At 72.0% G+C, this 26,415-nt stretch carries 18 protein-coding genes and 1 pseudogene; 8 read left to right on the forward strand and 11 right to left on the reverse strand.

Features of this window, described 5'->3' with window-relative positions; translation table 11 throughout:
- Positions 1-204: 204 nt before the first annotated feature.
- The 5 genes from rbsD to IG78_RS0115765 form a co-directional block, all read right to left on the reverse strand.
- Positions 205-600, reverse strand: a complete 396-nt coding sequence (gene rbsD / locus IG78_RS0115745) for a D-ribose pyranase (RefSeq protein WP_030563461.1) — start codon at positions 598-600, stop codon at positions 205-207.
- On the reverse strand, positions 597-1,544 hold the full coding sequence (locus tag IG78_RS0115750) for a ribokinase (RefSeq protein WP_051852664.1): 948 nt from the start codon (positions 1,542-1,544) through the stop codon (positions 597-599). Before IG78_RS0115750 ends, rbsD begins: the two co-directional genes overlap by 4 nt.
- Before the next feature lie 177 nt (positions 1,545-1,721).
- Positions 1,722-3,686, reverse strand: coding sequence for an ABC transporter permease/substrate-binding protein (locus IG78_RS0115755; RefSeq protein ID WP_030563464.1), 1,965 nt, complete (start codon positions 3,684-3,686; stop codon positions 1,722-1,724).
- Entirely contained in the window at positions 3,673-5,316 is a 1,644-nt protein-coding gene (locus IG78_RS0115760) for a sugar ABC transporter ATP-binding protein (RefSeq protein WP_051852665.1), read from the reverse strand. The genes IG78_RS0115755 and IG78_RS0115760 overlap by 14 nt, the downstream gene beginning before the upstream one ends.
- On the reverse strand, positions 5,313-6,356 hold the full coding sequence (locus tag IG78_RS0115765; RefSeq protein ID WP_249926108.1) for a LacI family DNA-binding transcriptional regulator: 1,044 nt from the start codon (positions 6,354-6,356) through the stop codon (positions 5,313-5,315). The genes IG78_RS0115760 and IG78_RS0115765 overlap by 4 nt, the downstream gene beginning before the upstream one ends.
- 335 nt (positions 6,357-6,691) lie before the next feature.
- Between IG78_RS0115765 and recD2 the strand changes: the two are divergent.
- Positions 6,692-8,947, forward strand: a pseudogene (recD2, locus tag IG78_RS0115770) (SF1B family DNA helicase RecD2); the annotation flags it as partial.
- Between the two features lie 231 nt (positions 8,948-9,178).
- Positions 9,179-10,480 (forward strand): citrate synthase, encoded by a 1,302-nt coding sequence (locus IG78_RS0115775; protein WP_030563472.1) that lies wholly within the window; start codon positions 9,179-9,181, stop codon positions 10,478-10,480.
- 568 nt (positions 10,481-11,048) lie between these two features.
- On the opposite strand, the gene IG78_RS0115780 is transcribed toward IG78_RS0115775, so the two are convergent.
- From IG78_RS0115780 to IG78_RS0115800, 5 genes are all read right to left on the reverse strand, one after another.
- Positions 11,049-13,346: a heavy metal translocating P-type ATPase gene (locus IG78_RS0115780; RefSeq protein ID WP_030563474.1), complete on the reverse strand. Its 2,298-nt coding sequence runs from the start codon at positions 13,344-13,346 to the stop codon at positions 11,049-11,051.
- A 118-nt stretch (positions 13,347-13,464) separates the two neighbouring features.
- Positions 13,465-13,710 (reverse strand): heavy-metal-associated domain-containing protein, encoded by a 246-nt coding sequence (locus IG78_RS0115785; protein WP_030563476.1) that lies wholly within the window; start codon positions 13,708-13,710, stop codon positions 13,465-13,467.
- A gap of 150 nt (positions 13,711-13,860) precedes the next feature.
- Entirely contained in the window at positions 13,861-14,061 is a 201-nt protein-coding gene (locus IG78_RS0115790; protein WP_030563478.1) for a hypothetical protein, read from the reverse strand.
- Positions 14,062-14,480: 419 nt separating this feature from the next.
- On the reverse strand, positions 14,481-15,521 hold the full coding sequence (locus IG78_RS42185) for a helix-turn-helix domain-containing protein (protein WP_078964944.1): 1,041 nt from the start codon (positions 15,519-15,521) through the stop codon (positions 14,481-14,483).
- A 145-nt stretch (positions 15,522-15,666) separates the two neighbouring features.
- The gene (locus IG78_RS0115800; RefSeq protein WP_030563482.1) at positions 15,667-16,566 is read right to left on the reverse strand and encodes a sugar phosphate isomerase/epimerase family protein; all 900 of its coding nucleotides are present in this window, start codon (positions 16,564-16,566) and stop codon (positions 15,667-15,669) included.
- Positions 16,567-16,693: 127 nt separating this feature from the next.
- Between IG78_RS0115800 and iolC the strand changes: the two genes are divergently transcribed.
- From iolC to IG78_RS0115830, 6 genes are all read left to right on the forward strand, one after another.
- Positions 16,694-17,668 carry a 5-dehydro-2-deoxygluconokinase gene (gene iolC / locus IG78_RS0115805; protein WP_030563483.1) on the forward strand — a complete coding sequence of 325 codons (975 nt, stop codon included), beginning with the start codon at positions 16,694-16,696 and terminating at the stop codon, positions 17,666-17,668.
- 193 nt (positions 17,669-17,861) lie between these two features.
- Positions 17,862-18,755 carry a Cgl0159 family (beta/alpha)8-fold protein gene (locus IG78_RS0115810; RefSeq protein WP_030563485.1) on the forward strand — a complete coding sequence of 298 codons (894 nt, stop codon included), beginning with the start codon at positions 17,862-17,864 and terminating at the stop codon, positions 18,753-18,755.
- Positions 18,756-18,813: 58 nt separating this feature from the next.
- Positions 18,814-19,617 carry a 5-deoxy-glucuronate isomerase gene (iolB, locus tag IG78_RS0115815; protein ID WP_030563487.1) on the forward strand — a complete coding sequence of 268 codons (804 nt, stop codon included), beginning with the start codon at positions 18,814-18,816 and terminating at the stop codon, positions 19,615-19,617.
- Positions 19,614-21,521, forward strand: a complete 1,908-nt coding sequence (gene iolD, locus IG78_RS0115820; RefSeq protein WP_051852667.1) for a 3D-(3,5/4)-trihydroxycyclohexane-1,2-dione acylhydrolase (decyclizing) — start codon at positions 19,614-19,616, stop codon at positions 21,519-21,521. Before iolB ends, iolD begins: the two co-directional genes overlap by 4 nt.
- 15 nt (positions 21,522-21,536) lie before the next feature.
- Positions 21,537-23,066 carry a CoA-acylating methylmalonate-semialdehyde dehydrogenase gene (gene mmsA, locus IG78_RS0115825; RefSeq protein ID WP_030563491.1) on the forward strand — a complete coding sequence of 510 codons (1,530 nt, stop codon included), beginning with the start codon at positions 21,537-21,539 and terminating at the stop codon, positions 23,064-23,066.
- Positions 23,067-23,387: 321 nt separating this feature from the next.
- On the forward strand, positions 23,388-24,815 hold the full coding sequence (locus IG78_RS0115830) for an APC family permease (RefSeq protein ID WP_030563493.1): 1,428 nt from the start codon (positions 23,388-23,390) through the stop codon (positions 24,813-24,815).
- Between the two features lie 260 nt (positions 24,816-25,075).
- On the opposite strand, the gene IG78_RS0115835 is transcribed toward IG78_RS0115830, so the two are convergent.
- A complete protein-coding gene (locus IG78_RS0115835) occupies positions 25,076-26,308 on the reverse strand; it encodes a threonine synthase (RefSeq protein WP_030563495.1) in 1,233 nt (410 codons plus the stop codon).
- Positions 26,309-26,415 lie beyond the last annotated feature (107 nt).

A 26,415-nucleotide genomic window follows, 5' to 3' on the forward strand; every position in this document is an offset into this window, starting at 1 on the left:
TGGAGGGGGATCCGGGGGGATCCGAGGAGCACTGGCAAGGGGAGGGAAACCGAGGGGGCCCGGTCGACGGACAGGGTCCCCTCGAAATAACCGCGGCCACGGACGAAACGCACGCCGCGAGCCCGCCCCAACGGCGCGAGCCCGCCCCAACAGCATGAGCACGCCTCGCCACCTCAGCCGCCCCGGCCCCGGCCCCCAGCCCCCTCAGAAAAAGACCCCGCACGTCAGCAACACATTCGCGTACGGAGTCGCCTCCCCGGTACGGACGACGAGCCGCGCCCCCGCCGAGCGCTCCTTCAACTCCTCGTGCGACACAAGCCGCAGCGCCGCACCGGGAAACCGCCGCTCCAACAGCGCCGCCGTCCCCGGACTGGCCTCCCTGACCTCACGCGCCGCCACCGCACCCTCCACCACGAGCTCCGCGAGCAACCCGTCGAGCACCTGCGCGAACGACGGCACCCCGGCGACGAACGCCAGATCCACCACCCCCGGCCCCGCAGGCACCGGCATCCCCGCGTCACACACCAGGACCCGGTCACCGTGCCCCAGCTCAGCGACCGCACCCGCGAGACGGCGATTGAGTATCCCCGCCTTCTTCACCGCGCCCCACCTCCCGCCGCGGGCCCGTCCGCCGCACCGAGCGCCGCCACCTCCTCGCCCGACGGGTACGACACCTGCGCCCCGGCCCGCGTCACCGCGAGCGCCCCCACCTTCGCCGCGTACCGCGCCGCGGTCTCCAGGTCCTCGCCCACGCCCAGACGCCACGCGAGCGCCGCCGTGAACGCGTCCCCGGCGCCCGTCGTGTCCACGGCGTCGACCTTCACTGAAGGGACCCGCGCCGTCCCGTCCGGGCCCGCGACGAGGGCGCCCTCACCGCCGAGGGTCACCACCACCGACCGCGGGCCGAGTTCGAGGAGCCGCCGCGCCCAGTCCTCCGGCTCGTCCGGCACCTCGGCACCCGCCCCGCGCAGGATCACCCGCGCCTCGTGCTCGTTCACCACCAGCGGATCACAGGCCCCGAGCACCTCGCCCGACAGCGGGGCGGGCGGCGACGGGTTCAGGACCAGACGGGTCCCTGCGGGCAGCACCCGCGCCACCTCGGCGACCGTCTCCAGGGGAATCTCCAACTGCACCGACACCACCCGGGCCGCCTCGAAGAGGCTCCCCGCCGCCCGCACGTCCTGCGGCGTCAGCCGCGAGTTGGCGCCCGGCGCCACCACGATGCTGTTGTCGCCCGAAGGGTCCACCGTGATCAGGGCGACCCCGGTCGGCGCGCCGCCCACCAGGACCCCCGCCGTGTCCACGCCGGCCGAGCGCTGCGAGTCGAGCAGCAGCCTGCCGTACGCGTCGTCGCCGACCCGGGCCAGCAGCGCCGTGCGCGCCCCGAGCCGGCCGGCGGCCACCGCCTGGTTCGCGCCCTTGCCGCCCGGATGGACGGCCAGGTCCGAGCCGAGCACCGTCTCACCGGCGCCGGGCCGCCGCTCGACGGCCGTCACCAGGTCGGCGTTGGCCGAGCCCACGACCAGCAGGTCGTAGTCATGCATCGTGGTTCTGCCTTTCCGTTCTTTCCCCGTGGAACTCTTCTTTCCCCGTGGACTCTTTCCCCGTGGGGCGGGACCCCGTGGGGCGGGACCCCGTGGGGCGGGACCCCGTGGGGCGGGACCCCGCGGGGCCCCGAGAGCGTGTGCCCCCGCGCGCGGCCGCGCCGCGCGCGGGGAACCTCACTTGAACCGTGCCACGTTCCGCGCCGTGACCACCTTCACCGGCACCTTCACCACCGCGTCGACCTTCTTGTCGTCCGCCGCGGCGATCGCGTTGCGCACCGCGATCCGGCCGAGCTCGGCGGGCTGCTGCGCCACCGACGCGTACAGCGTGCCCGCCTCGACCGCCTTCAGGCCGTCGGGGGTGCCGTCGAAGCCGACCACCGACACCGACTTGCCCGCCTTGTCACCGAGGGCCTTGACCGCCCCGAGCGCCATCTCGTCGTTCTCCGCGAACACGCCGTCGACGCCCCGGTTGCCCTGGAGCAAGTTGGTCATGACGTCCAGGCCCTTGGTGCGGTCGAAGTCCGCGGGCTGCTTGGCGACGACCTTGATGCCGGGGTACGCCTTGATGCCCTCGGCGAAGCCCTGGCCGCGCTCGCGGCTCGCGGAGGTGCCCGCCGTGCCCTGGAGCACGACGACCTCGCCCTTGCCGCCGAGCTTGTCGGCGAGGGCCTTCGCCGCCTGCTTGCCGCCCGCGACGTTGTCGGAGGCCACCAGGGTGGCCACGTCCGCCTTGTTCACCCCGCGGTCCGCGGCGACCACGGGGATGTCGGCCTTGTTCGCGGCCCGCGCGGCCGGGCCCGCGGCGTCGGAGTCCACCGGGTTGACGATGACCGCCTTCATGCCGCCGCTGGTGAAGTTCTGCAGTTGGTTGGCCTGCTGGGAGGCGTCGTTCTGCGCGTCCGTGACGGTCAGGTCGACGCCCGCCTTCTCGGCCTCCGCCTGCGCGCCCTGCTTCATCTGTACGAAGAAGGGGTTGTTGAGGGTGGACAGGGACAGGCCGATCTTCGTCGACGTACCGGACGAACCCGAGTTGAACACGGACACCGCGGCGATCACGGCGGCGGCGACCACGGCCGCGACCGTGTACTTGAGCGCCTGCGGGCCCTTGCGCCCCGACCCCGACGACGTACCGCCCACGGCTCCGCCGCCCGCACCGGCCTTCCTGCGCAGCGTGTCCAGGAGCACGGCGAGCGCGATCACGACACCGATGACGACCTGCTGCCAGAACGCCGACACGGACAGGAGGTTGAGGCCGTTGCGGAGGACCGCGAGGATCAGCGCGCCGATCAGCGTGCCCGACGCCTTGCCGACGCCGCCCGCGAGGCTCGCGCCGCCGATGACGACCGCCGCGATGGCGTCCAGCTCGTAGCCCTGCGCGGCCTGCGGCTGCGCCGACACGAGCCGGGAGGCCAGGACGATGCCCGCGACGGCCGCGAACAGGCCCGAGAGGGCGTAGATGACGATCTTCTGCCGCTTGACCCGGAGGCCCGAGAGGCGCGCTGCCTCCTCGTTGCCGCCGATCGCGTACATGGAGCGGCCGATGTACGTACGGGACAGGATCACCGCGGTGACCACACCCATGACGACCATCACGATGACCGGCACCGGCAGCCACCCGCCGAGCGTGTCACCGACCCTGGAGACCGAGTCGGGGAACGGGATCGGGCTGCCCTGCGAGATCACCAGGGACAGGCCGCGCCCGATCGACAGCATGGCGAGCGTCGCGATGAACGGCGGCAGTTTGCCGTACGCGACGAGCGCGCCGTTGACCAGGCCGCACGCGATGCCCGTGGCGATCGCGAGGAGCACGGCGAGCCAGACGGGCACGCCCTCCTTCGCCGCCGTCCAGGCGAGGACCGTCGCCGACAGGGCCGCCACGGAACCGACCGACAGGTCGATGCCCGCCGCCACGATGACGAAGGTGACGCCGAACGCGAGGATCGCCGTCACGGCCGCCTGCACCCCGACGTTGAGCAGGTTCTGCGTGGTCAGGAAGTCGCCGGAGAGCAGCGACATCGCGACCACGAGGACCACGAGGGCGCTGAGCGCGCCGTTGTCGAGCAGGATGCGGCGTAGGTCCGGGCCGCTGCCCGCGCCGCCGGTGCCCGTCTTGTCCGGCCGGGTGTCAGTGGTTGCCACGGGAGTCCTCCTTCGCGTCCCCCGCAGGGGTGTTGTCGTTGTCCACGGGGGCGTCGGTCGCCGCGGGCGCCGTCGTCGCGGTCGCCGTCGCGGAACCGGTGCCGACGGCGAGCGCCATCACCGCGTCCTGCGTCGCCTCGGCCGCGTCGAGTTCACCCGCGAGGCGGCCGTGGGCCATGACCAGGACCCGGTCGCTCATGCCGAGCACCTCCGGCAGATCGCTGGAGATCATCAGGACGGCGTGTCCCGCGGCCGTGAGTTCGTTGACGAGCTGGTAGATCTCGACCTTCGCGCCGACGTCGACGCCCCGCGTCGGCTCGTCGAGGATGAGGACCTTGGCCTGGGCGAGCAGCCACTTGCCGATGACGACCTTCTGCTGGTTGCCGCCGGAGAGGGTGCGCACATGCTGGCCGAGCCCGGCCATCCGCACCCCGAGCTGCCCGGCGATCCGCTCGGCCGCGGTCCGCTGCGCGCCCCGGTCCACGAGCCCCGCCCGCGTCGCCGCCCGCAGCGTCACCAGGCCCAGGTTCTCCTCCACGGACGCGTCGAGGACCAGGCCCTGGCCCTTGCGGTCCTCCGGTACGAGGCCGATGCCGGCCCGCATCGCGGCGTACACGTCGTGCCGCGGCAGGGCCCGGCCCGCGACCTCCACCGTGCCCGCGTCATAGGGGTCCGCGCCGAACACGGCCCGCGCCACCTCGGTGCGGCCAGCGCCCACGAGGCCCGCGACGCCGACCACCTCACCGGCGCGCACCTCGAAGCCGACGTCGTGGAAGACACCGTTCCGGGTGAGGCCGCGGACGCGCAGCAACGGCGCGTCCCCGTCGGCCCGTGGCGTCCCGCCGGAGCGTTCGCGCGGGTACTGCTGCTCGATGGAGCGGCCCACCATGAGGCGGACCAGCTCGTCCTCGGGTGCCGACGCGGGCACCCGGCCCACGCTGCGGCCGTCCCGCAGCACGCTGACGCGGTCGCCGAGCGCGGCGATCTCCTCCAGGTGGTGGGTGATGAAGACGACGCCGACACCGTCGGCGCGCAGGCCGCGCACGATGGTGAAGAGTTTCTCCACCTCCTCGGAGGTGAGCACGGCCGTCGGCTCGTCCATGACGAGCACGCGCGCGTGCAGGCTGAGCGCCTTGGCGATCTCCACCATCTGAAGGCGGGCGATGCCGAGGTCGCGGCAGCGGACGCGCGGAGAGACGTCGACGCCCACGCGCGCGAGGAGCTCGGCGGCGTCGGCCTCCATCTGCTTGCGGTCGATGAGGCCGAAGCGGCGCGGCTGCCGGCCCAGGAAGATGTTCTCGGCGACCGTGAGGTCGGGGACGAGGTTGAACTCCTGGTGGATGGTGGCGATCCCGAGCCGCTCGGCGTCCTGCGCGCCGTGGATGCGCACCTGCTCGCCGCCGACGAGGATCCGTCCGGCGTCGGGCTGGTGGGCGCCGGAGAACATCTTGATGAGCGTGCTCTTGCCCGCGCCGTTCTCGCCGAGGAGTACGTGTACCTCGCCGCCGCGCAGATCGAAGTCGACACCGTCCAGGGCGACCACGCCGGGGAAGGCCTTGCGGATGCCCTCGACACGCAGCAGTTCCGGCGCGTCCTGCACGGTGTCGCTCACCGGAGCGGGGCCAGTCATGCGTCACTCCTTCGGGTCGTGTCCGTCGTGAGGTGCTCGCCGCACGAGCCGCGTACGACGAGGCGGGCGGGCAGCGTCACGGACTGCGGGGTGCGGCCCTCGATCAGATCGGTGAGGGCCCGCACGGCGGCACGGCCGAGGTCGTCCGTGGGCTGGGCGATGGCCGTGACGGGCGGATCGGTGTGCACGAACCAGGGAATGTCGTCGAACGCGGCGAGCGCGATGTCGTGCGGGACGCGCAGTCCGCGCGCGCGGATCGCGTCGAGCGCGCCGAGCGCCATCAAGTTGTCGGCGGCGAAGACCACTTCGGGTGGTTCGGACAGGGCGAGGAAGCGCTCGGTGGCGCGCCGGCCGCTCGCGGCCTGGAAGTCGCCCTGGCCGATGTAGGCGTCCGGCAGCGCGAGCCCGTACGCGGCGAGCGCCTCCCGGAACGCGGCCACGCGCTCGCTGCCCGTGGTGGTCGCCGCGGGGCCCGCGATGATGGCGAGCCTGCGGTGGCCGAGCCCGTGCAGATGGGCGACGAGATCGCGTACCGCCGCCCGGCCGTCGGACCGCACCACGGGCACGTCCACGCCCGGGATCCAGCGGTCCACGAAGACCGTCGGGGTGCCCGCGCGCGCCGCGTCCAGGACGAGCGGGGAGCCGCCGTCGGCGGGGGAGACGAGGAGACCGTCGATGCGGCGGTCCAGGAGCGTGCGGATGTGGTGGTCCTGGAGCTCGGGCCGCTCGTCGGCGTTGCCGAAGATGATGCTGTAGCCGAGCGCGCGCGCCTCCTCCTCGACGGAGCGGGCGAGCGCGGTGAAGTAGGGGTTCAGTACGTCGCTGATGACCAGGCCGAGCGTGCGCGTCCGGTCCGTCCTGAGGGACCGGGCGAGCGTGTTGGGCCGGTAGCCGAGCGCGTCCACCGCGGCGAGCACGCGCTCGCGGGCGGCCGGGCTCACGGACGCGTGTGCGTTCAGGACTCGCGAGACCGTCGCGACGGAGACGCCCGCCCGGGCGGCCACATCCTTGATGCCGATGCCTGCCACTGCCGATGCCACCTCCTCGTGGAATCGATTACACGAGGGATTGGAATCGATTACACGGTGATCTGGCAAGCCCCTGCCCGATGGCCGAAACCCGATCGTGATTTTTGCTGGCGTGGGCGCCTTGACCAGGCAGGGTCGGCAGGGCCACTGCGCCCCGCAAGGGCGCGGGGAACTGCGCGCTCAGCGCGCGAAAAGCCGCAGTCGCGTCTGCCGAGTGACCAGGCAGATGCGACTGCGGCTTCGTCGTGGCTGGCAGCGCAGTTCCCCGCGCCCCTTTCGGGGCCCCCGTGCCCCTTGCGGGGCCCCGTGGCGTAGGCGTTGTCAGTGGGCGGGGGTAGCGTCGGGCCATGTCGAGTGCCGCGCAGCGGAGGAGCGCCGACGGCGTCCCCGGACCCCGTACGGCCGTCGTCGAGGGCGTCCTGGAGCGCATCACGTACGCCAACGAGGAGAACGGGTACACGGTCGCGCGCGTGGACACCGGGCGAGGCGGCGGTGACCTGCTGACCGTCGTCGGCTCGCTGCTCGGCGCGCAGGTCGGCGAGTCCCTGCGGATGGAGGGCCGTTGGGGCTCCCACCCACAGTTCGGCAAGCAGTTCACGGTGGAGAACTACACGACGGTCCTGCCCGCCACCATCCAGGGCATCCGGCGCTATCTCGGCTCAGGACTGATCAAGGGCATCGGCCCCGTGATGGCCGACCGCATCACGACGCACTTCGGCGTGGACACCCTCGACGTCATCGAGACCGAACCGAAGCGCCTCATCGAGGTACCGGGACTCGGCCCGAAGCGCACGAAGAAGATCGCCGCCGCCTGGGAGGAGCAGAAGGCCATCAAGGAGGTGATGGTCTTCCTCCAGGGCGTCGGCGTCTCCACGTCCATCGCCGTGCGCATCTACAAGAAGTACGAGGACGCCTCCATCTCCGTGGTCCGGAATCAGCCCTACCGCCTCGCCGCCGACGTCTGGGGCATCGGCTTCCTGACCGCCGACCGCATCGCCAAGGCCGTCGGCATCCCGCACGACAGCCCCGAGCGGGTCAAGGCCGGTCTGCAGTACGCCCTGTCGCAGTCCACCGACCAGGGCAACTGCTTCCTGCCCGAGGAGCGCCTGATCGCCGACGCGGTCAAGCTCCTCCAGGTCGACACGGGCCTCGTCATCGACTGCCTGGCCGAGCTCGCGAAGGACCCGGAGGGCGTGGTCCGCGAGTCCGTGCCGGGGCCCGACGGCGGCGAGGACGTCACGGCCGTCTATCTGATCCCCTTCCACCGCGCCGAACTCTCCCTCGCCGGCCGCCTGCAGCACCTGCTTCGCACCCCCGACGACCGCATGCCCGGCTTCCGGGACGTGGCCTGGGACAAGGCGCTCGGCTGGCTCGCCGGGCGCACCGGGGCGGACCTCGCGCCGGAGCAGCAGGAGGCGGTCAAGCTCGCCCTGACCAGCAAGGTCGCCGTCCTCACCGGGGGGCCCGGCTGCGGCAAGTCCTTCACGGTGCGCTCCGTGGTGGAGCTGGCCCGCGCCAAGAAGGCGAAGGTGCTGCTCGCGGCGCCCACGGGTCGCGCCGCCAAGCGCCTGGCCGAGCTGACGGGAGCCGAGGCCTCGACCGTGCACCGCCTCCTGGAGCTGAAGCCGGGAGGCGACGCTGCGTACGACAAGGACCGGCCGCTCGACGCCGACCTCGTGGTCGTCGACGAGGCCTCCATGCTCGACCTGCTCCTCGCCAACAAGCTGGTGAAGGCGGTGCCGCCGGGCGCCCATCTGCTCTTCGTGGGTGACGTCGACCAGTTGCCGAGCGTCGGCGCGGGCGAGGTCCTGCGGGATCTGCTCAGCGAGGAGAGCCCCGTGCCCGCCGTCCGGCTCACCCGTGTCTTCCGCCAGGCGCAGCAGTCCGGCGTGGTCGCCAACGCCCACCGCATCAACTCCGGGCAGCCCCCGCTCACCCAGGGCCTGAGCGACTTCTTCCTCTTCGTCGAGGACGACACCGAGGAGGCGGGGCGGCTCGCCGTGGACGTCGCGGCCCGCCGGCTGCCCGCGAAGTTCGGGCTCGACCCGCGCCGTGACGTGCAGGTCCTGGCCCCCATGCACCGCGGCCCCGCGGGCGCGGGCCATCTGAACGGCCTGCTCCAGCAGGCCATCACCCCCGGCCGCCCCGACCTGCCCGAGAAGCGCTTCGGCGGGCGGGTCTTCCGCGTCGGCGACAAGGTCACGCAGATCCGCAACAACTACGAGAAGGGCGCGAACGGCGTCTTCAACGGCACGGTGGGCGTGGTGCAGGACCTGGACGCCGACGAGCAGCGGCTGACCGTCCGCACCGACGAGGACGAGGAGGTGGGGTACGACTTCGACGAACTCGACGAACTCGCCCACGCCTATGCGGTGACGATCCACCGCTCCCAGGGAAGCGAGTATCCAGCGGTGGTGATCCCCGTCACCACCGGCGCCTGGATGATGCTCCAGCGGAATCTGCTCTACACCGCCGTGACACGCGCCAAGAAGCTGGTGGTCCTCGTCGGTTCGCGCAAGGCTCTGGGACAAGCGGTCCGCACCGTTTCGGCGGGCCGCCGGTGGACGGCCCTGGACCACCGGCTCGCCGGCCGCGGGACCGGCTGACAGCGGTTGTCAACGTACTGCCACCGGTTGATCGATCAAACGAGTCGGAAAGGTCACAGAGCACTTTCGGAACCGGGATCCAGGGGGCAGGATGAGCAGGTTGGCGGCACTGAGTGCCGCCAATAGGCCCAATGGTCGACCCCGAGTGCACTCTCCAGGGCCAAATGGGGGATGGTAGAGACAGTCAGGGCACCTCGAAGAAGAGGCACAACGTCGGTGAGGGATGACGTGAGCGAGAACGCTAACAAGGCTGTAGTACTCCGGTACGGCGATGGCGACGAGTACACCTACCCGGTGATCGAGTCCACTGTCGGCGACAAGGGCTTCGATATCGGCAAGCTCCGCGCCCAGACCGGTCTGGTGACCCTGGACAGCGGCTATGGCAACACGGCCGCCTACAAATCCGCCATCACCTATCTGGACGGCGAGCAGGGCATCCTGCGCTACCGCGGCTATCCGATCGAGCAGCTCGCGGAGCGCTCCACCTTCACCGAGGTGGCGTACCTGCTGATCAACGGTGAGCTGCCGAAGGTCGACGAGCTCGCCAGCTTCAAGAACGAGATCACCCAGCACACGCTGCTGCACGAGGACGTCAAGCGGTTCTACGACGGCTTCCCGCGCGACGCCCACCCGATGGCGATGCTGTCCTCCGTGGTCAGCGCGCTGTCCACGTTCTACCAGGACAGCCACAACCCGTTCGACGAGAAGCAGCGGCACCTCTCCACGATCCGGCTCCTCGCCAAGCTGCCGACGATCGCGGCGTACGCGTACAAGAAGTCGCAGGGCCACCCGGTCGTCTACCCGCGCAACGACCTCGGCTACGTCGAGAACTTCCTGCGCATGACGTTCTCGGTGCCCGCCGCCGAGTACGACCTGGACCCGGTCGTCGTCTCCGCGCTCGACAAGCTGCTCATCCTGCACGCGGACCACGAGCAGAACTGTTCGACCTCCACGGTGCGTCTGGTCGGCTCCTCGCAGGCCAACATGTTCGCCTCGATCTCGGCGGGCATCTCGGCCCTGTGGGGTCCGCTGCACGGCGGCGCCAACCAGTCGGTCCTGGAGATGCTGGAGGGCATCCAGGCGACCGGTGGCGACGTCGACACCTTCATCCGCAAGGTGAAGAACAAGGAAGACGGCGTGAAGCTCATGGGCTTCGGGCACCGCGTCTACAAGAACTTCGACCCCCGGGCGAAGATCATCAAGGCGGCGGCGCACGATGTCCTCTCGGCGCTCGGCAAGTCCGACGAGCTGCTCGACATCGCGCTGAAGCTGGAGGAGCACGCGCTGGCCGACGACTACTTCGTCGAGCGCAAGCTCTACCCCAACGTGGACTTCTACACCGGTCTGATCTACCGCGCGATGGGCTTCCCGACCGAGATGTTCACGGTCCTTTTCGCCCTCGGCCGGCTGCCGGGCTGGATCGCCCAGTGGCACGAGATGATCAAGGAGCCGGGCTCGCGCATCGGCCGTCCCCGGCAGATCTACACCGGCGAGGTGATCCGGGACTTCGTCCCGGTGGAGTCTCGCTGAGCCTGGGCCCGTAAGGGGCGCGGGGAACTGCGCGACCGGCCACAGCGAAGCCGCAGTCGCGTCTGCTCGGTAACTCGGCAGATGCTTCTGCGGCTTTTCGCGCGCTGAGCGCGCAGTTCCCCGCGCCCCTGGGGGAGCGGGGCTGAGGCCCACAGGCAGAGGGCGCAGGCGCCAGTGAAAAACACCCCGCCGTCGATCCCCCCACGGGTCGACGGTCGGGGTGTTTTCCTGTGCCCCGGTGCGGATTCCCCCCACGGGATCCGGCCGGGAGTAGGTGGTGCGGTCTGCCGGGACGCGTACGGGAGGGCCGCTCAAAGCTCCCCGGTGCACGTGCCCCGGCCAACGCATTCCAGGGACATCCCCCAAGATGCCCCCCTGACGCCGAACGGATCCCCCAAGATCCGTCAGGTGTCGCCCTCTTAGACTCGCGAGCCCCCTCGATGGTTACGCTGCAATCGATGTGATCTACGTCTCTTGCATATGCCATCGAACCCGCGCAAGAGGGTTCATATGCGGATATCCCTCCTGACGTGAGAGTCCCGCGAAGACAGTGTGAAGGATCGCGGAGCTATGTGAAAGACCGCAAGCGGAGGCTGTTGGTGACGACGAACACGGAGGAGAAGGCCATGGCCGCTCCGGCGATCATCGGGTTGAGCAGCCCGGCGGCGGCGAGCGGCAGCGCGGCGACGTTGTAGCCGAAGGCCCACCAGAGGTTGCCCTTGATCGTGGCGAGGGTCCTGCGGGCGAGCCGGATCGCGTCGGCGGCCGCCCGCACATCGCCCCGTACGAGCGTCAGATCGCCCGCCTCGATGGCGGCATCGGTGCCCGTGCCCATGGCGAGCCCCAGGTCGGCCGTCGCCAGGGCCGCCGCGTCGTTCACGCCGTCCCCCACCATGGCCACCACCCGGCCCTCGCTCTGTAGCCGACGCACCACGTCGGCCTTGTCCTCGGGCAGCACCTGTGCGTACACGGCGTCCGGGGCGATGCCGACGGCCTCGGCGACCGACCGCGCCACCGCGTGGTTGTCCCCGGTCAGAAGGACCGGTGCGAGGCCAAGGCCACGCAGCCTGCGGACCGCCTCGGGGGCCTCGGCCCTGACGGTGTCGGCCACGGTGAGCAGCCCGCGCGCCATCCCGTCCCAGGCGACGAGGACGGCGGTGCGGCCCGCGGCCTCCGCGCGCTCCCTGGCCGCGGTCAGCTCGTCGAGGCCGGTGACACCCGCGGCGGCGAGGAACCGGGCGTGCCCGGCGAGCAGCGCGTGCCCGTCCACCGTGCCGCGCACCCCGGACCCGGGGACGTTCTCGAAGTCCCGGGGCGCGGGCAGCGCACCCGTTGCGAGGCCGAGGCGCTGGGCCGCGCCCGCCGTGACGGCGCGGGCGACCGGGTGCTCGGAGGCGTGCTCCAGGGCGGCCGCGAGCCGCAGCAGCTCCTTCTCGTCGGTGGTGTCGGCCGCGTACACCTCCTGGAGGGCCATGCGTCCCGTCGTCACCGTGCCGGTCTTGTCGAGGACGACCGTGTCGACGCGGCGGGTGGACTCAAGGACCTCGGGGCCCTTGATGAGGATGCCGAGCTGGGCGCCCCGGCCGGTGCCGACGAGCAGCGCGGTGGGCGTGGCGAGGCCGAGCGCGCAGGGGCAGGCGATGATCAGGACGGCGACGGCGGCCGTGAACGCGGCGGCGGCGCCCGCGCCGTTGCCGAGCCAGAAGCCGAGCGTGGCGACGGCGAGCGCGATGACGACCGGTACGAACACGGCCGCCACGCGGTCGGCGAGCCGCTGCACCTGCGCCTTGCCGCTCTGGGCGTCCTCCACGAGCCGGGCCATGCGGGCCAGTTGGGTGTCGGCGCCGACGCGGGTCGCCTCGACCACCAGGCGCCCGCCCGCGTTCACCGTCGCGCCCGTCACCGCGTCGCCCACCGAGACGTCGGCGGGCACGGACTCGCCGGTCAGCATGGAGACGTCGACGGCGGACGCGCCCTCGACGACGGTGCCGTCGGTGGCGACGGTCTCCCCGGGCCTGACCACGAAGCGGTCCCCCACGGCGAGGCGGCCGACCGGCACCCGGGCCTCGGTGCCGTCAGGCCGCAGTACGGACACCTCCTTGGCGCCCAGTTCGAGCAGCGCCCGCAGCGCCGCGCCCGCCTTCCGCTTGGAACGGGCCTCCAGGAAGCGGCCGAGCAGGATGAAGGTGACGACGCCCGCGGCCACTTCGAGGTAGAGCGCCGACGAGCTGTCGCCGCGCGCGATGGTGAACTCGAAGCCGTGCCGCATGCCCGGCTCGCCCGCCGTGCCGAGGAACAGCGCCCACAGCGACCAGCCGAAGGCGGCGAGGGTACCGAGCGACACCAGCGTGTCCATGGTCGCCGCGCCGTGCCGGGCGTTGCGGAACGCGGCCCGGTGGAAGGGGAGCCCGCCCCACACGACGACCGGCGCGGCAAGGGTCAGGGACAGCCACTGCCAGTACTCGAACTGGAGCGAGGGCACCATCGCGAGGACGACGACGGGCAGCGCGAGGGCCGCCGAGACGAGCAGCCGCTGCAGCAGCCGGTCGGCCTCGGTGAGGTCGGTGGTGACGGGGCGGTCGGCGGTGAGGGGGCGGTCGGCGCCGTCGCCGTCCGCGTCGTGCCCGGTGTCGGGCGGGGGCGGGACGATCTCGTGGGCCGAGTAGCCGAGTCTCTCCACGGTGGCGACGAGTTGGCCGACCTCCACGCCGTCGGGGAAGGCCACCTTCGCCTTCTCCGTGGCGAGGTTGACCGACGCGGTCACGCCCTCCAGGCGGTTCAGCTTCTTCTCGATGCGGGCCGAGCAGGAGGCGCAGGTCATTCCGCCGATGGCGAGTTCGACCTCGGAGGTGTGCGAGGTGTTCATGGGGGCTTTCGGCTCTCCGGGCGGCGTACGGCGAGTGGGCGAAGCGGAGGGGAGAGAGGGGTGCCGGGCCCCGCGGCCGTGGGTGGCGTGCCGCGGGGCCCGGCGGGTGGGGCGGCGGTCAGGCCTTGCCGACCAGTTCGTAGCCGGCCTCGTCGACGGCGGCGCGGACGGCCTCCTCGTCGAGGGGGGTGTCCGACACCACGGTCACCTTGCCCGTGGCGGCCTCGGCCTTGACCGAGCTGACGCCGCCGAGCTCCGAGATCTCGCTGGACACGGCGCCCTCGCAGTGGCCGCACGTCATCCCCGTCACCGCGAACACCGTGGTGACGGAGCCGGGCTGCGAGGTCTGGGCGTTGGCGGTCATGTCGTTCTCCTCAGGGGGTGGTGTGGACGCGGTGGACGTCGGTGTGCCTGTGGGGCTCCGGTAGCTCCAGGGAACCCCGACGTGCTTCACACTATACCCCTAGGGGGTATTTTCCAAGAAGGTGTCGGGTGCCATCAGGGCCGGCCCTGCTCAATCGTTGCGGCGGGTGCGGTTGCCGGGGCGGGCGGCGACCCAGGCGCGGATGGTGTCGGCGTACCAGTAGGGCTTGCCGCTCTCGACGTGGTCGGGGTCGGGCAGCAGTCCGTGCTTGCGGTAGGAGCGCACGGTGTCCGGCTGGACCCGGATGTGCGCCGCGATGTCTTTGTACGACCACAGCCTTCTGTCGGTCATGGGGGGCTCCTCACTGCGTGCGCCCAGGGGCGGCCGGAACGGCCGACGGGGGAGCTGGGTGCAGTACCGGCGATCACCCAGCCTGTGCCCCGTCAACGACGCAGAGTGACCGCGCAGGGGGGTCTGTAGACCGGCTGTGACGCAAGATCCGCATTGGCGGGACATGTGTGACATGAAGGCGGTCTTCGTGACAGAAGTGACGCCGGATCGAGGTGTGAAAGTGGGGCGTGTCCGCGGCGCGCGGCCACGCGAGGTGGTAAAGGGAACGAAGGACCGGGCCCGCTGCGCCGGACCCGGCCCCCGGGTTCCCGCACCCTCCCCGAAGCCCGCCGGCCCGAGACGCGGGGGCTCCTTCGGCGGTGGCCCGGAGGGGTCAGGGTGCCCTCAGCGCCCGGGCGCGGTCTTGGAGAATTCCGCGCTCAGGCCGGGGAGCCAGGGGTGCTCCGGCCGGGGGAGCCAGGGGTGCTCCGGCCGGGGGAGCCGGGCGCGCCCCGCTCCGAGGTGCCCGGGGGCCCCAGGACGAGGCTCGTCTGTTCGCCCGCGAGCCGCGCGGCCGACGGCGGTCCGCTGTGCGCGGGCAGCGGAGCCCCGCTCACCCGCGCGAACTGGCGCGGTGTGCAGCCCGTCATCGCCTTGAACTCGCCGCTGAGGTGCGCCTGGTCGTAGAAGCCGCAGAGAGCCGCGGTCTCCGCCTGGCTGCGCCCCGCGGCAAGGAGTCTGCGGGCGTGCTGCAGGCGCAGGACCCGGCCCGCGGCCTTCGGTCCGATGCCGATCTGCTCCCGGAAGCGGTTCTCCAGTTGCCGCACGCTCCAGTCGACCTCGTCCGCGATCGTGGTCACCGGCGCGGTGCCGCGGGTGCGCACCAGCTCGTTCCAGGCCCGCACGGTCCGCCGCGAACTCGGCGGTCCGGACTCCGCCCAGCGGATCAGGACGTCGTCGAGCAGCCCGAACCGGTCGGACCAGCGGGGGAGCGCGCCGAGCGCCGCCGCGAGGTCGCCGATCCGATCCCAGGGGCCGCGGCAGGGCCTGGCGCCGAGCGCGTCCGGATCCAGGGCGCGCCCGGCCAGTTCGTGCTGCTCGACGCCGAGGAGAGTGAAGGAGGCCCACGGAGTGAGCAGCACCTCGATGCCCGCGAGCCGCCCGTCGTGCTCGCCGAGCACCGGCCGCGTGGTGAGCCCGGAGACCACCGAGACCAGCGACACCGGGGGCCGCCCGGAGCCCGTGAGGCCCCGGATGCGCAGCTCGTGGCCGAAGCCGAGCAGCAGCGTCACCGCGCCGATGGGGACCTCGAGCCTGCGCCGGGGCGCGCCGAGGGCGAGCCGGAAGCCGCGGTAGCTGATCACACCGGGCCGCAGCCGCGGGTGGGGGCGGGCGAGTGCGACTTCCCAGCGCCCGTCGGGGCCGTGCAGGGAGCGCACCGCGGTGCGCGTACGTGCCTCGTGCCGGCGGCCCGCGCTCATTCAGCCTCCCGCTCGTCGTCGGCCCGGCGTGGCGGCCCGCCGTACGACCAGCGTGCCGCATCGCTTCGCTGGATGGGCGGTGTTCATCCTGCGGGCCGGTGGGGACTGGTCGCGCGATTCCCCGCGCCCCTTACGGGGCGAAGCGCTAAGCGCCGCAGGAGCGCAGGTACGACCGTGTGCGGCGGGCGATGGGGAGCGGCTTGTCCGGCTCGCACGGATACATGTCCTGCTCGACGATGGCGAAGAGATCGACGTCAAGGCGCTGCGCGGCATCGAGGACAGGTCCGAGCGCGGGCACCCCCGTGGGCGGCTCGCACATCACGCCGCGCGCGACGGCGGGCCCGAACGGCATGTCCTGCGCGCGGACTTCGGCGAGCACGGCCGGGTCGACCTGCTTGAGATGCAGATAGCCGATGCGCTCGCCGTAGGTCTCGATGAGCTTGACGCTGTCGCCGCCGCAGTAGGCGTAGTGGCCGGTGTCCAGGCAGAGCGAGACCAGGTCGGGGTCCGTCGCGTCGAGGAAGCGGGCGACGTTCTCCTCGGTGTCGATGTGGGTGTCGGCGTGCGGGTGGACGACGACGGTCAGGCCGTACCGCTCGCGCACCTCGCGGCCGAGGCGCTCGGTCTGGGCGGCGAGGTGGCGCCACTGCTCGGCGGTGAGCGCGGCGTCCTCAAGGACCTCGCCGGTCTTGTCGTCGCGCCAGAAGGACGGGATCACGACGAGGTGGCGCGCGCCCGTCGCCCGGGTGAGCGCGGCGATGGCCGACACGTGCTCCCAGGTCCTGTCCCAGACGGCGGGGCCGTGGTGCAGGCCCGTGAAGACCGTGCCCGCGGAGACCTTCAGGCCGCGGCGGCCCGTCTCGTCGGCGAGTTGGGCGGGGTCGGTCGGCAGATAGCCGTACGGTCCGAGCTCGATCCACTCGTATCCGGACGCGGCGACTTCGTCGAGGAAACGGCTCCAGGGGACCTGCTGGGGGTCGTCGGGGAACCACACGCCCCACGAGTCGGGGGCCGAACCGATCCGGATGCGGGACAGCGTCGTCATGTCCGAAAGCCTCGCCGCCCGCCGAGAACAGTGTCAAGGAGTAGTCCGAATGTCAGGACAAAATGTTGACAGGGTTCCTGGCGCGGGATTAGACCTGGGGGTGGCGACAGGCTGCCTCCAGGAAGGGATGTGCAGGGTGACCGATCCGTACACCGATCCGTACGACGTCATCACGATGGGCCGGATCGGGGTGGACCTCTACCCCCTGCAGACCGGGGTGCCGCTCTCGCAGGTCACGACGTTCGGGAAGTTCCTCGGCGGCTCGGCCACGAATGTGGCGGTCGCGGCGGCGCGGCTCGGGCGGCGCGTGGGCGTTGTCACGCGGACGGGACAGGACCCCTTCGGTACGTATCTGCGCGAGCAACTGCGGGAGTTCGGGGTGGACGACCGGTGGGTCACCCCGGTCGCCGGGCTTCCGACGCCCGTGACGTTCTGCGAGGTGTTCCCGCCCGACGACTTCCCGCTGTACTTCTACCGGCAGCCGAAGGCACCCGACCTGGAGATCGCGGCGGCCGATCTCGATCTCGACGCGATCGCCGAGGCCCGGATCTTCTGGATGACGGGGACCGGCCTGTGCGCGGAGCCGAGCCGGACGGCGACGATCGCGGCCCTCGGCGCCCGCTCGGGCGGCCTCACCGTCTTCGACCTCGACTGGCGGCCCATGTTCTGGGCCGAGCCCGACGAGGCGCGGCCGCACTACGCGGCGGCGTTGCGGCACGCGAATGTGGCCGTGGGCAATGTGGACGAGGTGGAGATCGCCACCGGGGTGCGCGAGCCGCGGGAGGCGGCGCATCTGCTCCTGGACGCGGGGGTCGAGCTCGCCGTGGTCAAGCAGGGGCCGAAGGGGGTGCTCGCCATGAACCGCGCGGGCGAGTCCGCCGAGGTGCCGCCGCTGCCCGTGACCGTCCTGAACGGGCTCGGTGCCGGGGACGCGTTCGGCGGGGCGCTGTGCCATGGGCTGCTCGCCGGATGGGAGTTGGAGCGGGTGATCCGGTACGCGAACGCGGCGGGAGCGATCGTCGCCTCCCGCCTTGAGTGCTCGTCCGCGATGCCGTACCCCACCGAGGTGGAGACCGCGCTGGCGGCGGGGGCGGTCCTGTGAGCACCCGAACAACACGACTGCGGCACCCGCTGCCGCAACCGCAACCGCAACCGCTGTGGGCAATCGTGCCGCAGGGCGAGTGGGGTCTCCCCTGCTCGAGCGGAGTCGAGAGCTTGGGGAAGGGTGGGCACAGCCCACAGTTCCGGGTGCCGTTCATCCGGCGTGAGGGCAGCGGACGTACGGAGGCCAAGGCGTGACCCCCGTCGATGTCGGCGAGCTCGTACGCATCCGGGCACGGCACCCGGAGGCCATCGCAGAGGCAGCCGCACGCCGCAAGCGGCGGGACCTCCTCGGCCCTTCGGGCCGGCTGATGATCGTCGCCGCGGACCACCCGGCCCGCGGCGCCCTCGCGGTAGGGCGAAACCCCATGGCCATGGCCGACCGCGCCGACCTCCTGGCACGCCTCTGCGAGGCCCTGTCCCGCCCGGGCGTGGACGGCGTCCTCGCCACCGCCGACATCCTGGACGACCTGCTGCTGCTCGGGGCCCTGGAGGGCAAGGTGGTCATGGGGTCCATGAACCGGGGCGGACTCGCGGGCGCGGCCTTCGAGCTGGACGACCGGTTCACAGGGCACCGCCCCGAGGACATCCAGCGGCTCGGCTTCGACGCGGGCAAGCTGCTCCTGCGCGTCGACTACGACGACCCCGGCTCCCTGACGACCCTGGAGGCCACCGCCAGGGCCGTCGACGAGATGGCGGCCCGCAGGCTGCCGGTGTTCGTCGAACCGTTCCTGTGCCGCAGGACCGCGGCCGGGGTGCTGCGCAACGACCTGGGCGCCGACGCCGTCACCCGCTCCATCGCCATCGCCTCCGGCCTCGGCGGCACCTCCGCGTACACCTGGCTGAAGGTCCCCGTCACCGAGAACCCCGACGACATGGCGCGCGTCATGGAGACCTCGACGCTGCCCGCCGTCCTCCTCGGGGGCGACCTGGCGGGGAACCCCGACGACACCGACACCGCGTACGAGAAGTGGCGCGGCGCCCTGCGACTTCCCACCGTGCAGGGCCTGGTCGCGGGACGGACGCTGCTGTACCCGCCGGACGGCGACGTCGCGGGCGCCGTCGACACCGCGGTCGGCCTGCTGTAGCCGTGACGTACGCACTGTGACGTACACGCCGTGATCTGTGCGATCAGGAGGAGCCCGCATGACGTACGTACCAAAAGGAAGTGCGGCCGACGGCACCTACGCCGTCGCCATCGACCCGAAAAGCGCAGCCTGGACGTATGCGGGGCTGCGCGTCGTGGAGATCCCGGCCGGCGGCACGCACTCCTTCGCCACGGGAGACAGTGAATGGATCGTGCTCCCGCTGACCGGCGGCTGTACGGTGCACGCGGAGGGCGAGATCATCGAACTCCTGGGCCGCGAGAGCGTGTTCAGCGGAGTCACCGACTTCGCTTACGTGCCCCGTGACGCCCACATCCAGATCGCCTCCGGCGTGGGAGGCCGCTTCGCCCTGGCAGGAGCGAAGTGCGAGCGCCGACTCCCCGCCCGCTACGGCCCCGCGCCGGAGGTCCCCGTCGAGGAGCGCGGCAGCGGCGGCTGCGCCCGGCAGGTCCGCAACTTCGCCGCCGCGGACGCCTTCGACTGCGACCGCCTGATCGCCGTCGAAGTGATCACACCCGGCGGCAACTGGTCCTCGTACCCGCCGCACAAGCACGACGAGCACCGGCCGGGCGTGGAGTCGGTCCTCGAAGAGATCTACTACTTCGAGATCGAGGGCGAGCACGGCTTCGGCTACCAGCGGGTCTCCCCCTCGCGCGAGGGCGGCACGGACACGCTCGCGGAGGTGCGCTCCGGTGACGCCGTGCTCGTGCCCGACGGCTGGCACGGGCCGTCCGTCGCACAGCCGGGGCACCCCATGTACTACCTGAATGTGATGGCGGGACCGGGGGACGAACGGGAGTGGAAGATCTGCTTCCACCCCGACCACACGGAGGGTTACCGATGAGCGGCACGAAGGACGCGACGCGGGGCCTGCCCGGCACGGTCAGGCTCACGACGGCCCAGGCCCTGGTGCGCTTCCTGACGCGGCAGTTCACCGAAAGGGACGGCGAGCGGCGCCGCCTCATCGACGCCACCTGGGGCATCTTCGGACACGGCAACGTGGCGGGCCTCGGCCAGGCCCTCGTCGAGTACGGCGGGACGATGCCCTTCCACCAGGGCCGCAACGAACAGGCCATGGTGCACGCGGCGGTCGGGTACGCGCGCCAGTGCGGCCGCCTCTCCACCCAGGCCGTGACCACGTCCATCGGCCCCGGCGCCACCAACCTCGTCACCGGCGCCGCCCTCGCCACCATCAACCACCTGCCGGTCCTGCTCCTGCCCGGCGACACCTTCGCGACCCGCCCCGCCGACCCGGTGCTCCAGCAGCTCGAAGTGCCGTACGCGGGTGATGTGTCCGTGAACGACTGTCTGCGGCCCGTCTCGAAGTACTTCGACCGGATCACCCGCCCCGAGGCGCTGATCCCGGCCGCCCTCCAGGCGATGCGGGTGCTCACCGACCCCGTCGACACCGGCGCGGTGACGCTCGCGCTGCCGCAGGACGTGCAGGCGGAAGCGTACGACTGGCCGGAGGAGTTCTTCGTCGAGCGGGTGTGGACCGTGCGCCGGCAGGCCCCCGACCCCGCCGAACTCGCCGCCGCCGCGAGCCTGGTGCGCGACAGCGACCGGCCCCTGATCATCGCGGGCGGCGGCGTCCACCACAGCGCCGCCGAGCAGGCACTCGCCGAACTCGCCGACGCCACCGGCATCCCCGTCGCCGCCACCCAGGCGGGCAAGGGCTCCCTGCGCCACGACCACCCCGCCGACGTCGGCGGCATCGGCCACACCGGCACCGCGACCGCCGACGAACTGGCCCGCACCGCCGACCTGGTGATCGGCGTCGGCACCCGCTACACCGACTTCACCACGGCGTCAGGCACCCTCTTCGCCGCGCCCGGGGTGCGCTTCGTCAACCTGAACATCGCCGCGTTCGACGCCCACAAGATGGCCGCCGCCACCCTCGTCGCCGACGCGCGCGCCGGGCTCGAAGGGCTGCGGGACATGCTGCGGGGCCATCGCGTCGACACCGCGTACGCGGCCGAGTACACGGACGACAAGGAGCGCTGGGAGCACCGGGTCGACGCGGCGTACGCAGCGGACGAACCGGACGTCCGGCCGACCCAGACGCAGGTGCTCGGCCTGCTCGACGAGATCGTCACCGACGAGGACGTCCTCGTCAACGCGGCCGGATCCCTCCCCGGCGACCTGCACAAACTGTGGCGGGCCCGCTCGCCGGAGCAGTACCACGTGGAGTACGGATACTCCTGCATGGGCTACGAGATCCCGGCCGCGATCGGGGTGTCCCTGGCCGCGCCCGAGCGGCCCGTGTGGGCCCTGGTCGGCGACGGGACGTATCTGATGATGCCCACCGAGATCGTCACGGCCGTGCAGGAGAACATCCCCGTCAAGATCGTGATCCTGCAGAACCACGGCTATGCCTCCATCGGGGGCCTTTCGGAGTCCGTGGGCGGCGAGCGCTTCGGCACCGCCTACCGACACCGGGCCCCCGACGGGGGCTATACCGGAACCCCGCTGCCGGTCGATCTCGCCGCCAACGCGGCCTCCCTCGGACTGCCGGTGACCCGCGCGAAGACCGTCCGTGAGCTGCGCGCCGCGCTGCGCGAGGCACGCGAAGCGGACGGCCCCACATGTGTCTACGTGGAGACGGAAACGGCAGACACAGTGTCGGGCCCGCCCCCGGCACAGGCGTGGTGGGATGTGCCCGTGGCCGAGACCGCGACGCGTACGTCGGCGGTCGAGGCACGTGAGGAGTACGACCGGCACGTCTCAGCCCGGCGCCGCCATCTGTGAAGGGACTTACTCGGCATGACGAGCACGACGAGCACGACGAAGACCGTCGACCACTGGATCGGCGGCAAGAGCGTCGAGGGCACGTCCGGTACGTACGGCCCCGTCACCGACCCGGCGACCGGCGCCGTGACGACCCGGGTGGCCTTCGCGTCCGCGGCCGAGGTGGACACCGCCGTGGCCGCCGCGAAGGCCGCGTTCACGACCTGGGGCCAGTCCTCGCTCGCCCAGCGCACATCGATCCTGTTCAGGTTCCGGGCGCTGCTCGACGCGCACCGCGACGAGATCGCCGAGCTGATCACCGCCGAGCACGGCAAGGTGCACTCCGACGCCCTCGGCGAGGTCGCCCGCGGCCTGGAGGTCGTCGACCTGGCGTGCGGCATCAACGTGCAGCTCAAGGGCGAACTGTCCACGCAGGTCGCCAGCCGCGTGGACGTCTCCTCGATCCGCCAGCCGCTCGGCGTCGTCGCGGGCATCACGCCCTTCAACTTCCCGGCCATGGTGCCGATGTGGATGTTCCCGCTCGCCATCGCGTGCGGCAACACCTTCGTCCTGAAGCCGAGCGAGAAGGACCCGTCGGCGTCGATGCGCGTCGCGGAGCTGCTCACCGAGGCGGGGCTGCCGGACGGCGTCTTCAACGTCGTGCACGGCGACAAGGTGGCCGTGGACCGCCTCCTCGCGCACCCGGACGTGGCCGCCGTGTCCTTCGTCGGATCCACGCCGATCGCCCGGTACATCCACACCACGGCCGCCGCCAACGGCAAGCGCGTGCAGGCACTCGGCGGCGCCAAGAACCACATGCTGGTCCTGCCCGACGCCGACCTGGACGCGGCGGCCGACGCCGCCGTCTCGGCCGCGTACGGCTCGGCGGGCGAGCGCTGCATGGCGATCTCGGCGGTCGTGGCGGTGGGAGCGGTGGGCGACGAGCTGGTCGCCAAGATCAAGGAGCGCGCCGAGAAGATCAAGATCGGCCCCGGCAACGACCCGTCCTCCGAGATGGGGCCGCTCATCACGGCCGCCCACCGCGACAAGGTGGCGTCGTACGTGGCGGGCGCGGCGGCCCAGGGCAGCGAGGTCGTCCTCGACGGCACCAGGTACACCGTCGAGGGCCACCCCGAATGCGCTGACGGCCACTGGATCGGCCTCTCCCTGCTCGACCGGGTGCCGGTGACGGCCGACGCCTACAAGGACGAGATCTTCGGCCCTGTCCTGTGCGTGCTGCGCGTCGACACCTACGAGGAGGGCATCGCCCTCATCAACTCCTCGCCGTTCGGCAACGGCACGGCGATCTTCACGCGCGACGGCGGCGCGGCCCGGCGCTTCCAGTTGGAGGTCGAGGCGGGCATGGTCGGCGTGAACGTCCCGATCCCGGTCCCCGTCGGCTACCACTCCTTCGGTGGCTGGAAGGACTCGCTCTTCGGCGACCACCACATCTACGGCAACGACGGCACGCACTTCTACACCCGTGGCAAGGTCGTCACCACCCGCTGGCCCGACCCCTCCGACGCGCCCGCGGGCGTGGACCTGGGGTTCCCGCGCAACCACTGAGCACCGCGCAGCACAGCACGAAGCCGTCCGGAATCCGGACGGCTTCGTTTCTTTTTCGGGGCCCGCGCTGCGGTTCTCGTGCAGAGGGGATGAAACGGGTGCCGCAGGCCACAGGTCCGTTCGACCTTGTCATCCAAGGTCATTAACTGAATCGATCAGGTGAAATTCACCTATAGCCACGAAGGGCTGGGATTCAACGGCGAGTTGGCTGCTCGCGGGACTGCGGATTCCGTAGGTAATCGGCCATTGACGTCTTGTTGACGCCGAGGTTTCCTGACGGCTCCGCGTCCCCCTCCGGTACGAGCCGATCGGATCCGCCGTATGACCGAAACGCTGCACTCGCCTCCCTCCGCGCCCCTCGCCACGGAGGCGGATCCGGCGCCGGACGGGTCGCCGCGGCAGCTCAAGCGGTCCATCGGCGTCGTCGGCGGCACCCTGCTCACGCTGTCCTGCGTGACCCCCGCGTCCACGCTCTTCGTCGTCGTCCCCGACCTGTTCTCCTCGCTCGGCACCGCCACCGCGTTCACCATCGCCATCGGCGCGCTGCTGTGCGTGGGCGTCGCGTTCTGCTACTCCGAGCTCGGCACCCTGATCCCCAGCGCGGGCGGCGAGTACGCCATGGTGTCGACGATGGCCGGGAGGCTCGCGGGCTGGCTCGTCTTCGTCCTGTCCCTGCTCGTCGTCATGATCGTGCCGCCCGTGATCGCCATGGGCACCGCCGACTACCTCGCACCCGTCGTGCACCTCGACCCGTCCTTCGCGGGTGCGGGCGTCATGCTCCTCGCCACCCTCGCGGGCCTGCTCGACCTGCGTGCCAACGCCTGGATCACCGGGATCTTCCTGGTACTCGAAGTGGTCGCGGCGGGTGTGGTCGCGGTGCTCGGGTTCGCGCACGCCGAGCGCGGTGCGGGCAGCCTCGTCGACCTCACGGTGGCCTCCGGCTCCGCCGCCGGTTCCGGTTCCGGCGGCGGCACCGAGGCCGTCACCGCCATGCTGATCGTCTCCGGGCTCGCCATCGCGCTCTTCGTCACCCAGGGCTTCTCCACGGCCGTCTACCTCTCCGAGGAGATGGAGAACCCGCGGCGCAACGTCGCCCGCACCGTGCTCCTCACCCTCGGCATCTCCGCGGTCGTCCTGCTCGTGCCGGTCGCCGCGATCACCATGGGGGCGCCCGACCTCGCGGCGCTCACCAGCGGCGACATCGGCGGGATGGTCGCCGCGTGGTCCAGTTCCGGCGTCGGCACCTTCATCAGCCTGTGCGTCGCCCTCGCCATCATCAACGCGGGCATCGTCATGGTCATCCAGAACTCCCGGGTCCTGTTCGCCTCCGCCCGCGACAAGGCCTGGCCCGCGCCCGTGAACACCGTCCTGTCCCGGCTCGGCCGCTTCGGCTCGCCCTGGGTCGCCACCCTCCTCGTGGGCCTGCCCGGCGCCTTCCTCTGCTTCGTCGACCTCGACACCCTGTACGGGGTGACCGGAGTGTCAGTGACCGGGATGTATCTGCTGGTCGCCGTCGCCGCGCTGCTCGCCCGGCGGGGGACCCACGGGGCTGCGCCCGCCTGGCGGATGCCGTTGTGGCCCGGGGTGCCGGTGGTGCTCGTCGCCGTGCTCGCGTACGTACTCAGCGAGCAGGAGGGCGAGTACCTCCTGTGGACCGGGGGCATCGTGGCCGTCGCGACCCTGTACTGGGCGTTCTACCTGCGGCCGCGCAAGGGCAGCCGGTGGCTGGTGAGCGTGCCGGGGGAGTAGCCGTCGCGGGGCGCCCCAGGCCCGCCCCTTCTCCGATCCTGGGGCTCCGCCCCAGACCCCGTATCGGCCTTCGGCCTCGTCCTCAAACGCCGGACGGGCTCAAATTCTCGCCGGTGCGGCAGCGTCTTCCGGTGCGGCGAAGTCTTTCAGCCCGTCCGGCGTTTGAGGACGAGGCGCGGAGCGCCGATAAGGGGCTGGGGTCCAGGGGGCGCAGCGCCCCTGGTTCGGGAAGGGGCGGGCCCGGGGCGCACCGCGAGGCCTCACCCCCGCAGCCGCCCCTCCACCCCCGCCCAGTCCTCCGGATCCACCGGCACGGACGCCCCCGAGGCCAGCAGATCCCGGTCCTTGAACCCACTGGAAGTGGAGATACAGACCACGGGCCCCTCGACCTCCCGCCCGCCCCCGGCCACCTGCCGCAACCCCGCGACCCCCGCGGCAGCGGAAAACTCGGCCCACACCCCGCCCCGGGCAAGCTCGGCCCGAGCAGCCACCATCTCCTCGTCGGAGACAAGCAGGGCGGACCCCCCGCTCTCCCGCACCGCGACAACCCCGCGATACCCACCGACGGCACAGTCGATGGCGTACGCGGCCGTGGGCCCGAGGGAAACGTGCGCGGCGGGCACCCCGGCACGCACGGCCGCGGCGAGCGGACCCCCGGCGGCGGGCTCGCAGGCGTACATGCGGGGCACCCGGTCCACGAGGCCGTACCTGGCGAGCTCGGCGAACCCCTTCCACACGCCGAACAGCATCTCTCCGTAGCCGGTCGGCACGAACACCGCGCGCGGGGCGACACCCAGCTCCGCGAAGATCTCATAGGCGATGGTCTTGTAGCCCTCGGGACCGAACCCGTGCCCCGTGTGCGCGGCGGGCGTGAGGTTGCTGACGGGGTGGTATCCGGCGCGCTCGACGATGCGGCGAAGGAGCGGCCACCGCGCCTGCGTGGGGACGGGCAGCACGGTGGCCCCGTAGGCACGCAGGAACGCGTCCACGGCGGGCGGCGCGTCCACGGAGGTGACGACGGCGCAGCGCAGCCCCGCGCGTGCCGCGTACGCCGCCGCCGACGCGCCGTGGTTGCCGGAGGAGGCGACGACGACGCCCGTCGCGCCCGCGCCGACCGCCGCGCTCACGGTGACGCGGTTGAGGCGGTCCTTGTGGCTCCACGTCGGATTGCGGGACTCGTCCTTGATCCACACCCCGTCCTCAAGGGGCAGGAGCGGAGTTCCGCCCTCCGCGAGCCCGGGGGCGTGCAGGGGCGGAAGGAGGGGCGCCCACCGCTCGTGCCCGCGCGGCCGGGACGCGGCGGTCGCGAAGAAGTCGGCGGGCAGCTTGTCGTAGGCGTAGTCGACCTCGACCGGGTACGCGACGGAGTCCGTGCTCGTGACCGGGCAGCCCTCGGTGAGGGGCGGCCACAGCGGGAACCGTACGGCGGGATCGGCGAGCGAGCGCTGGCCGGTGGCCAGCGATGCGGTGGGGGTGGCGGGCGAAGACGTCATGGGTCAAGAGGGTAGGCGCCCCTGACAGTTGGACGGCCGGGGCCGCGCCCTACCGCGTCGGTGGTACACGGCGGCCTCCGCGTACTTCCCCGGGAGACACAGGGGTT

It is taken from the genome of Streptomyces aureocirculatus, from assembly GCF_000720475.1.
Classification (GTDB): domain Bacteria; phylum Actinomycetota; class Actinomycetes; order Streptomycetales; family Streptomycetaceae; genus Streptomyces; species Streptomyces aureocirculatus.

What these genes read in the sequence shown, in the direction of transcription:
- iolC (WP_030563483.1), top strand. Translation starts at nt 16,694, where the DNA reads ATGTGCAGGGTGACCGATCCGTACACCGATCCGTACGACGTCATCACG.
- IG78_RS0115790 (WP_030563478.1), bottom strand. Translation starts at nt 14,061, where the DNA reads ATGACCGACAGAAGGCTGTGGTCGTACAAAGACATCGCGGCGCACATC.
- iolB (WP_030563487.1), top strand. Translation starts at nt 18,814, where the DNA reads ATGACGTACGTACCAAAAGGAAGTGCGGCCGACGGCACCTACGCCGTC.
- iolD (WP_051852667.1), top strand. Translation starts at nt 19,614, where the DNA reads ATGAGCGGCACGAAGGACGCGACGCGGGGCCTGCCCGGCACGGTCAGG.
- IG78_RS0115780 (WP_030563474.1), bottom strand. Translation starts at nt 13,346, where the DNA reads ATGAACACCTCGCACACCTCCGAGGTCGAACTCGCCATCGGCGGAATG.
- IG78_RS42185 (WP_078964944.1), bottom strand. Translation starts at nt 15,521, where the DNA reads ATGAGCGCGGGCCGCCGGCACGAGGCACGTACGCGCACCGCGGTGCGC.
- IG78_RS0115800 (WP_030563482.1), bottom strand. Translation starts at nt 16,566, where the DNA reads ATGACGACGCTGTCCCGCATCCGGATCGGTTCGGCCCCCGACTCGTGG.
- IG78_RS0115785 (WP_030563476.1), bottom strand. Translation starts at nt 13,710, where the DNA reads ATGACCGCCAACGCCCAGACCTCGCAGCCCGGCTCCGTCACCACGGTG.
- IG78_RS0115830 (WP_030563493.1), top strand. Translation starts at nt 23,388, where the DNA reads ATGACCGAAACGCTGCACTCGCCTCCCTCCGCGCCCCTCGCCACGGAG.
- IG78_RS0115760 (WP_051852665.1), bottom strand. Translation starts at nt 5,316, where the DNA reads ATGACTGGCCCCGCTCCGGTGAGCGACACCGTGCAGGACGCGCCGGAA.
- mmsA (WP_030563491.1), top strand. Translation starts at nt 21,537, where the DNA reads ATGACGAGCACGACGAGCACGACGAAGACCGTCGACCACTGGATCGGC.
- IG78_RS0115835 (WP_030563495.1), bottom strand. Translation starts at nt 26,308, where the DNA reads ATGACGTCTTCGCCCGCCACCCCCACCGCATCGCTGGCCACCGGCCAG.
- IG78_RS0115750 (WP_051852664.1), bottom strand. Translation starts at nt 1,544, where the DNA reads ATGCATGACTACGACCTGCTGGTCGTGGGCTCGGCCAACGCCGACCTG.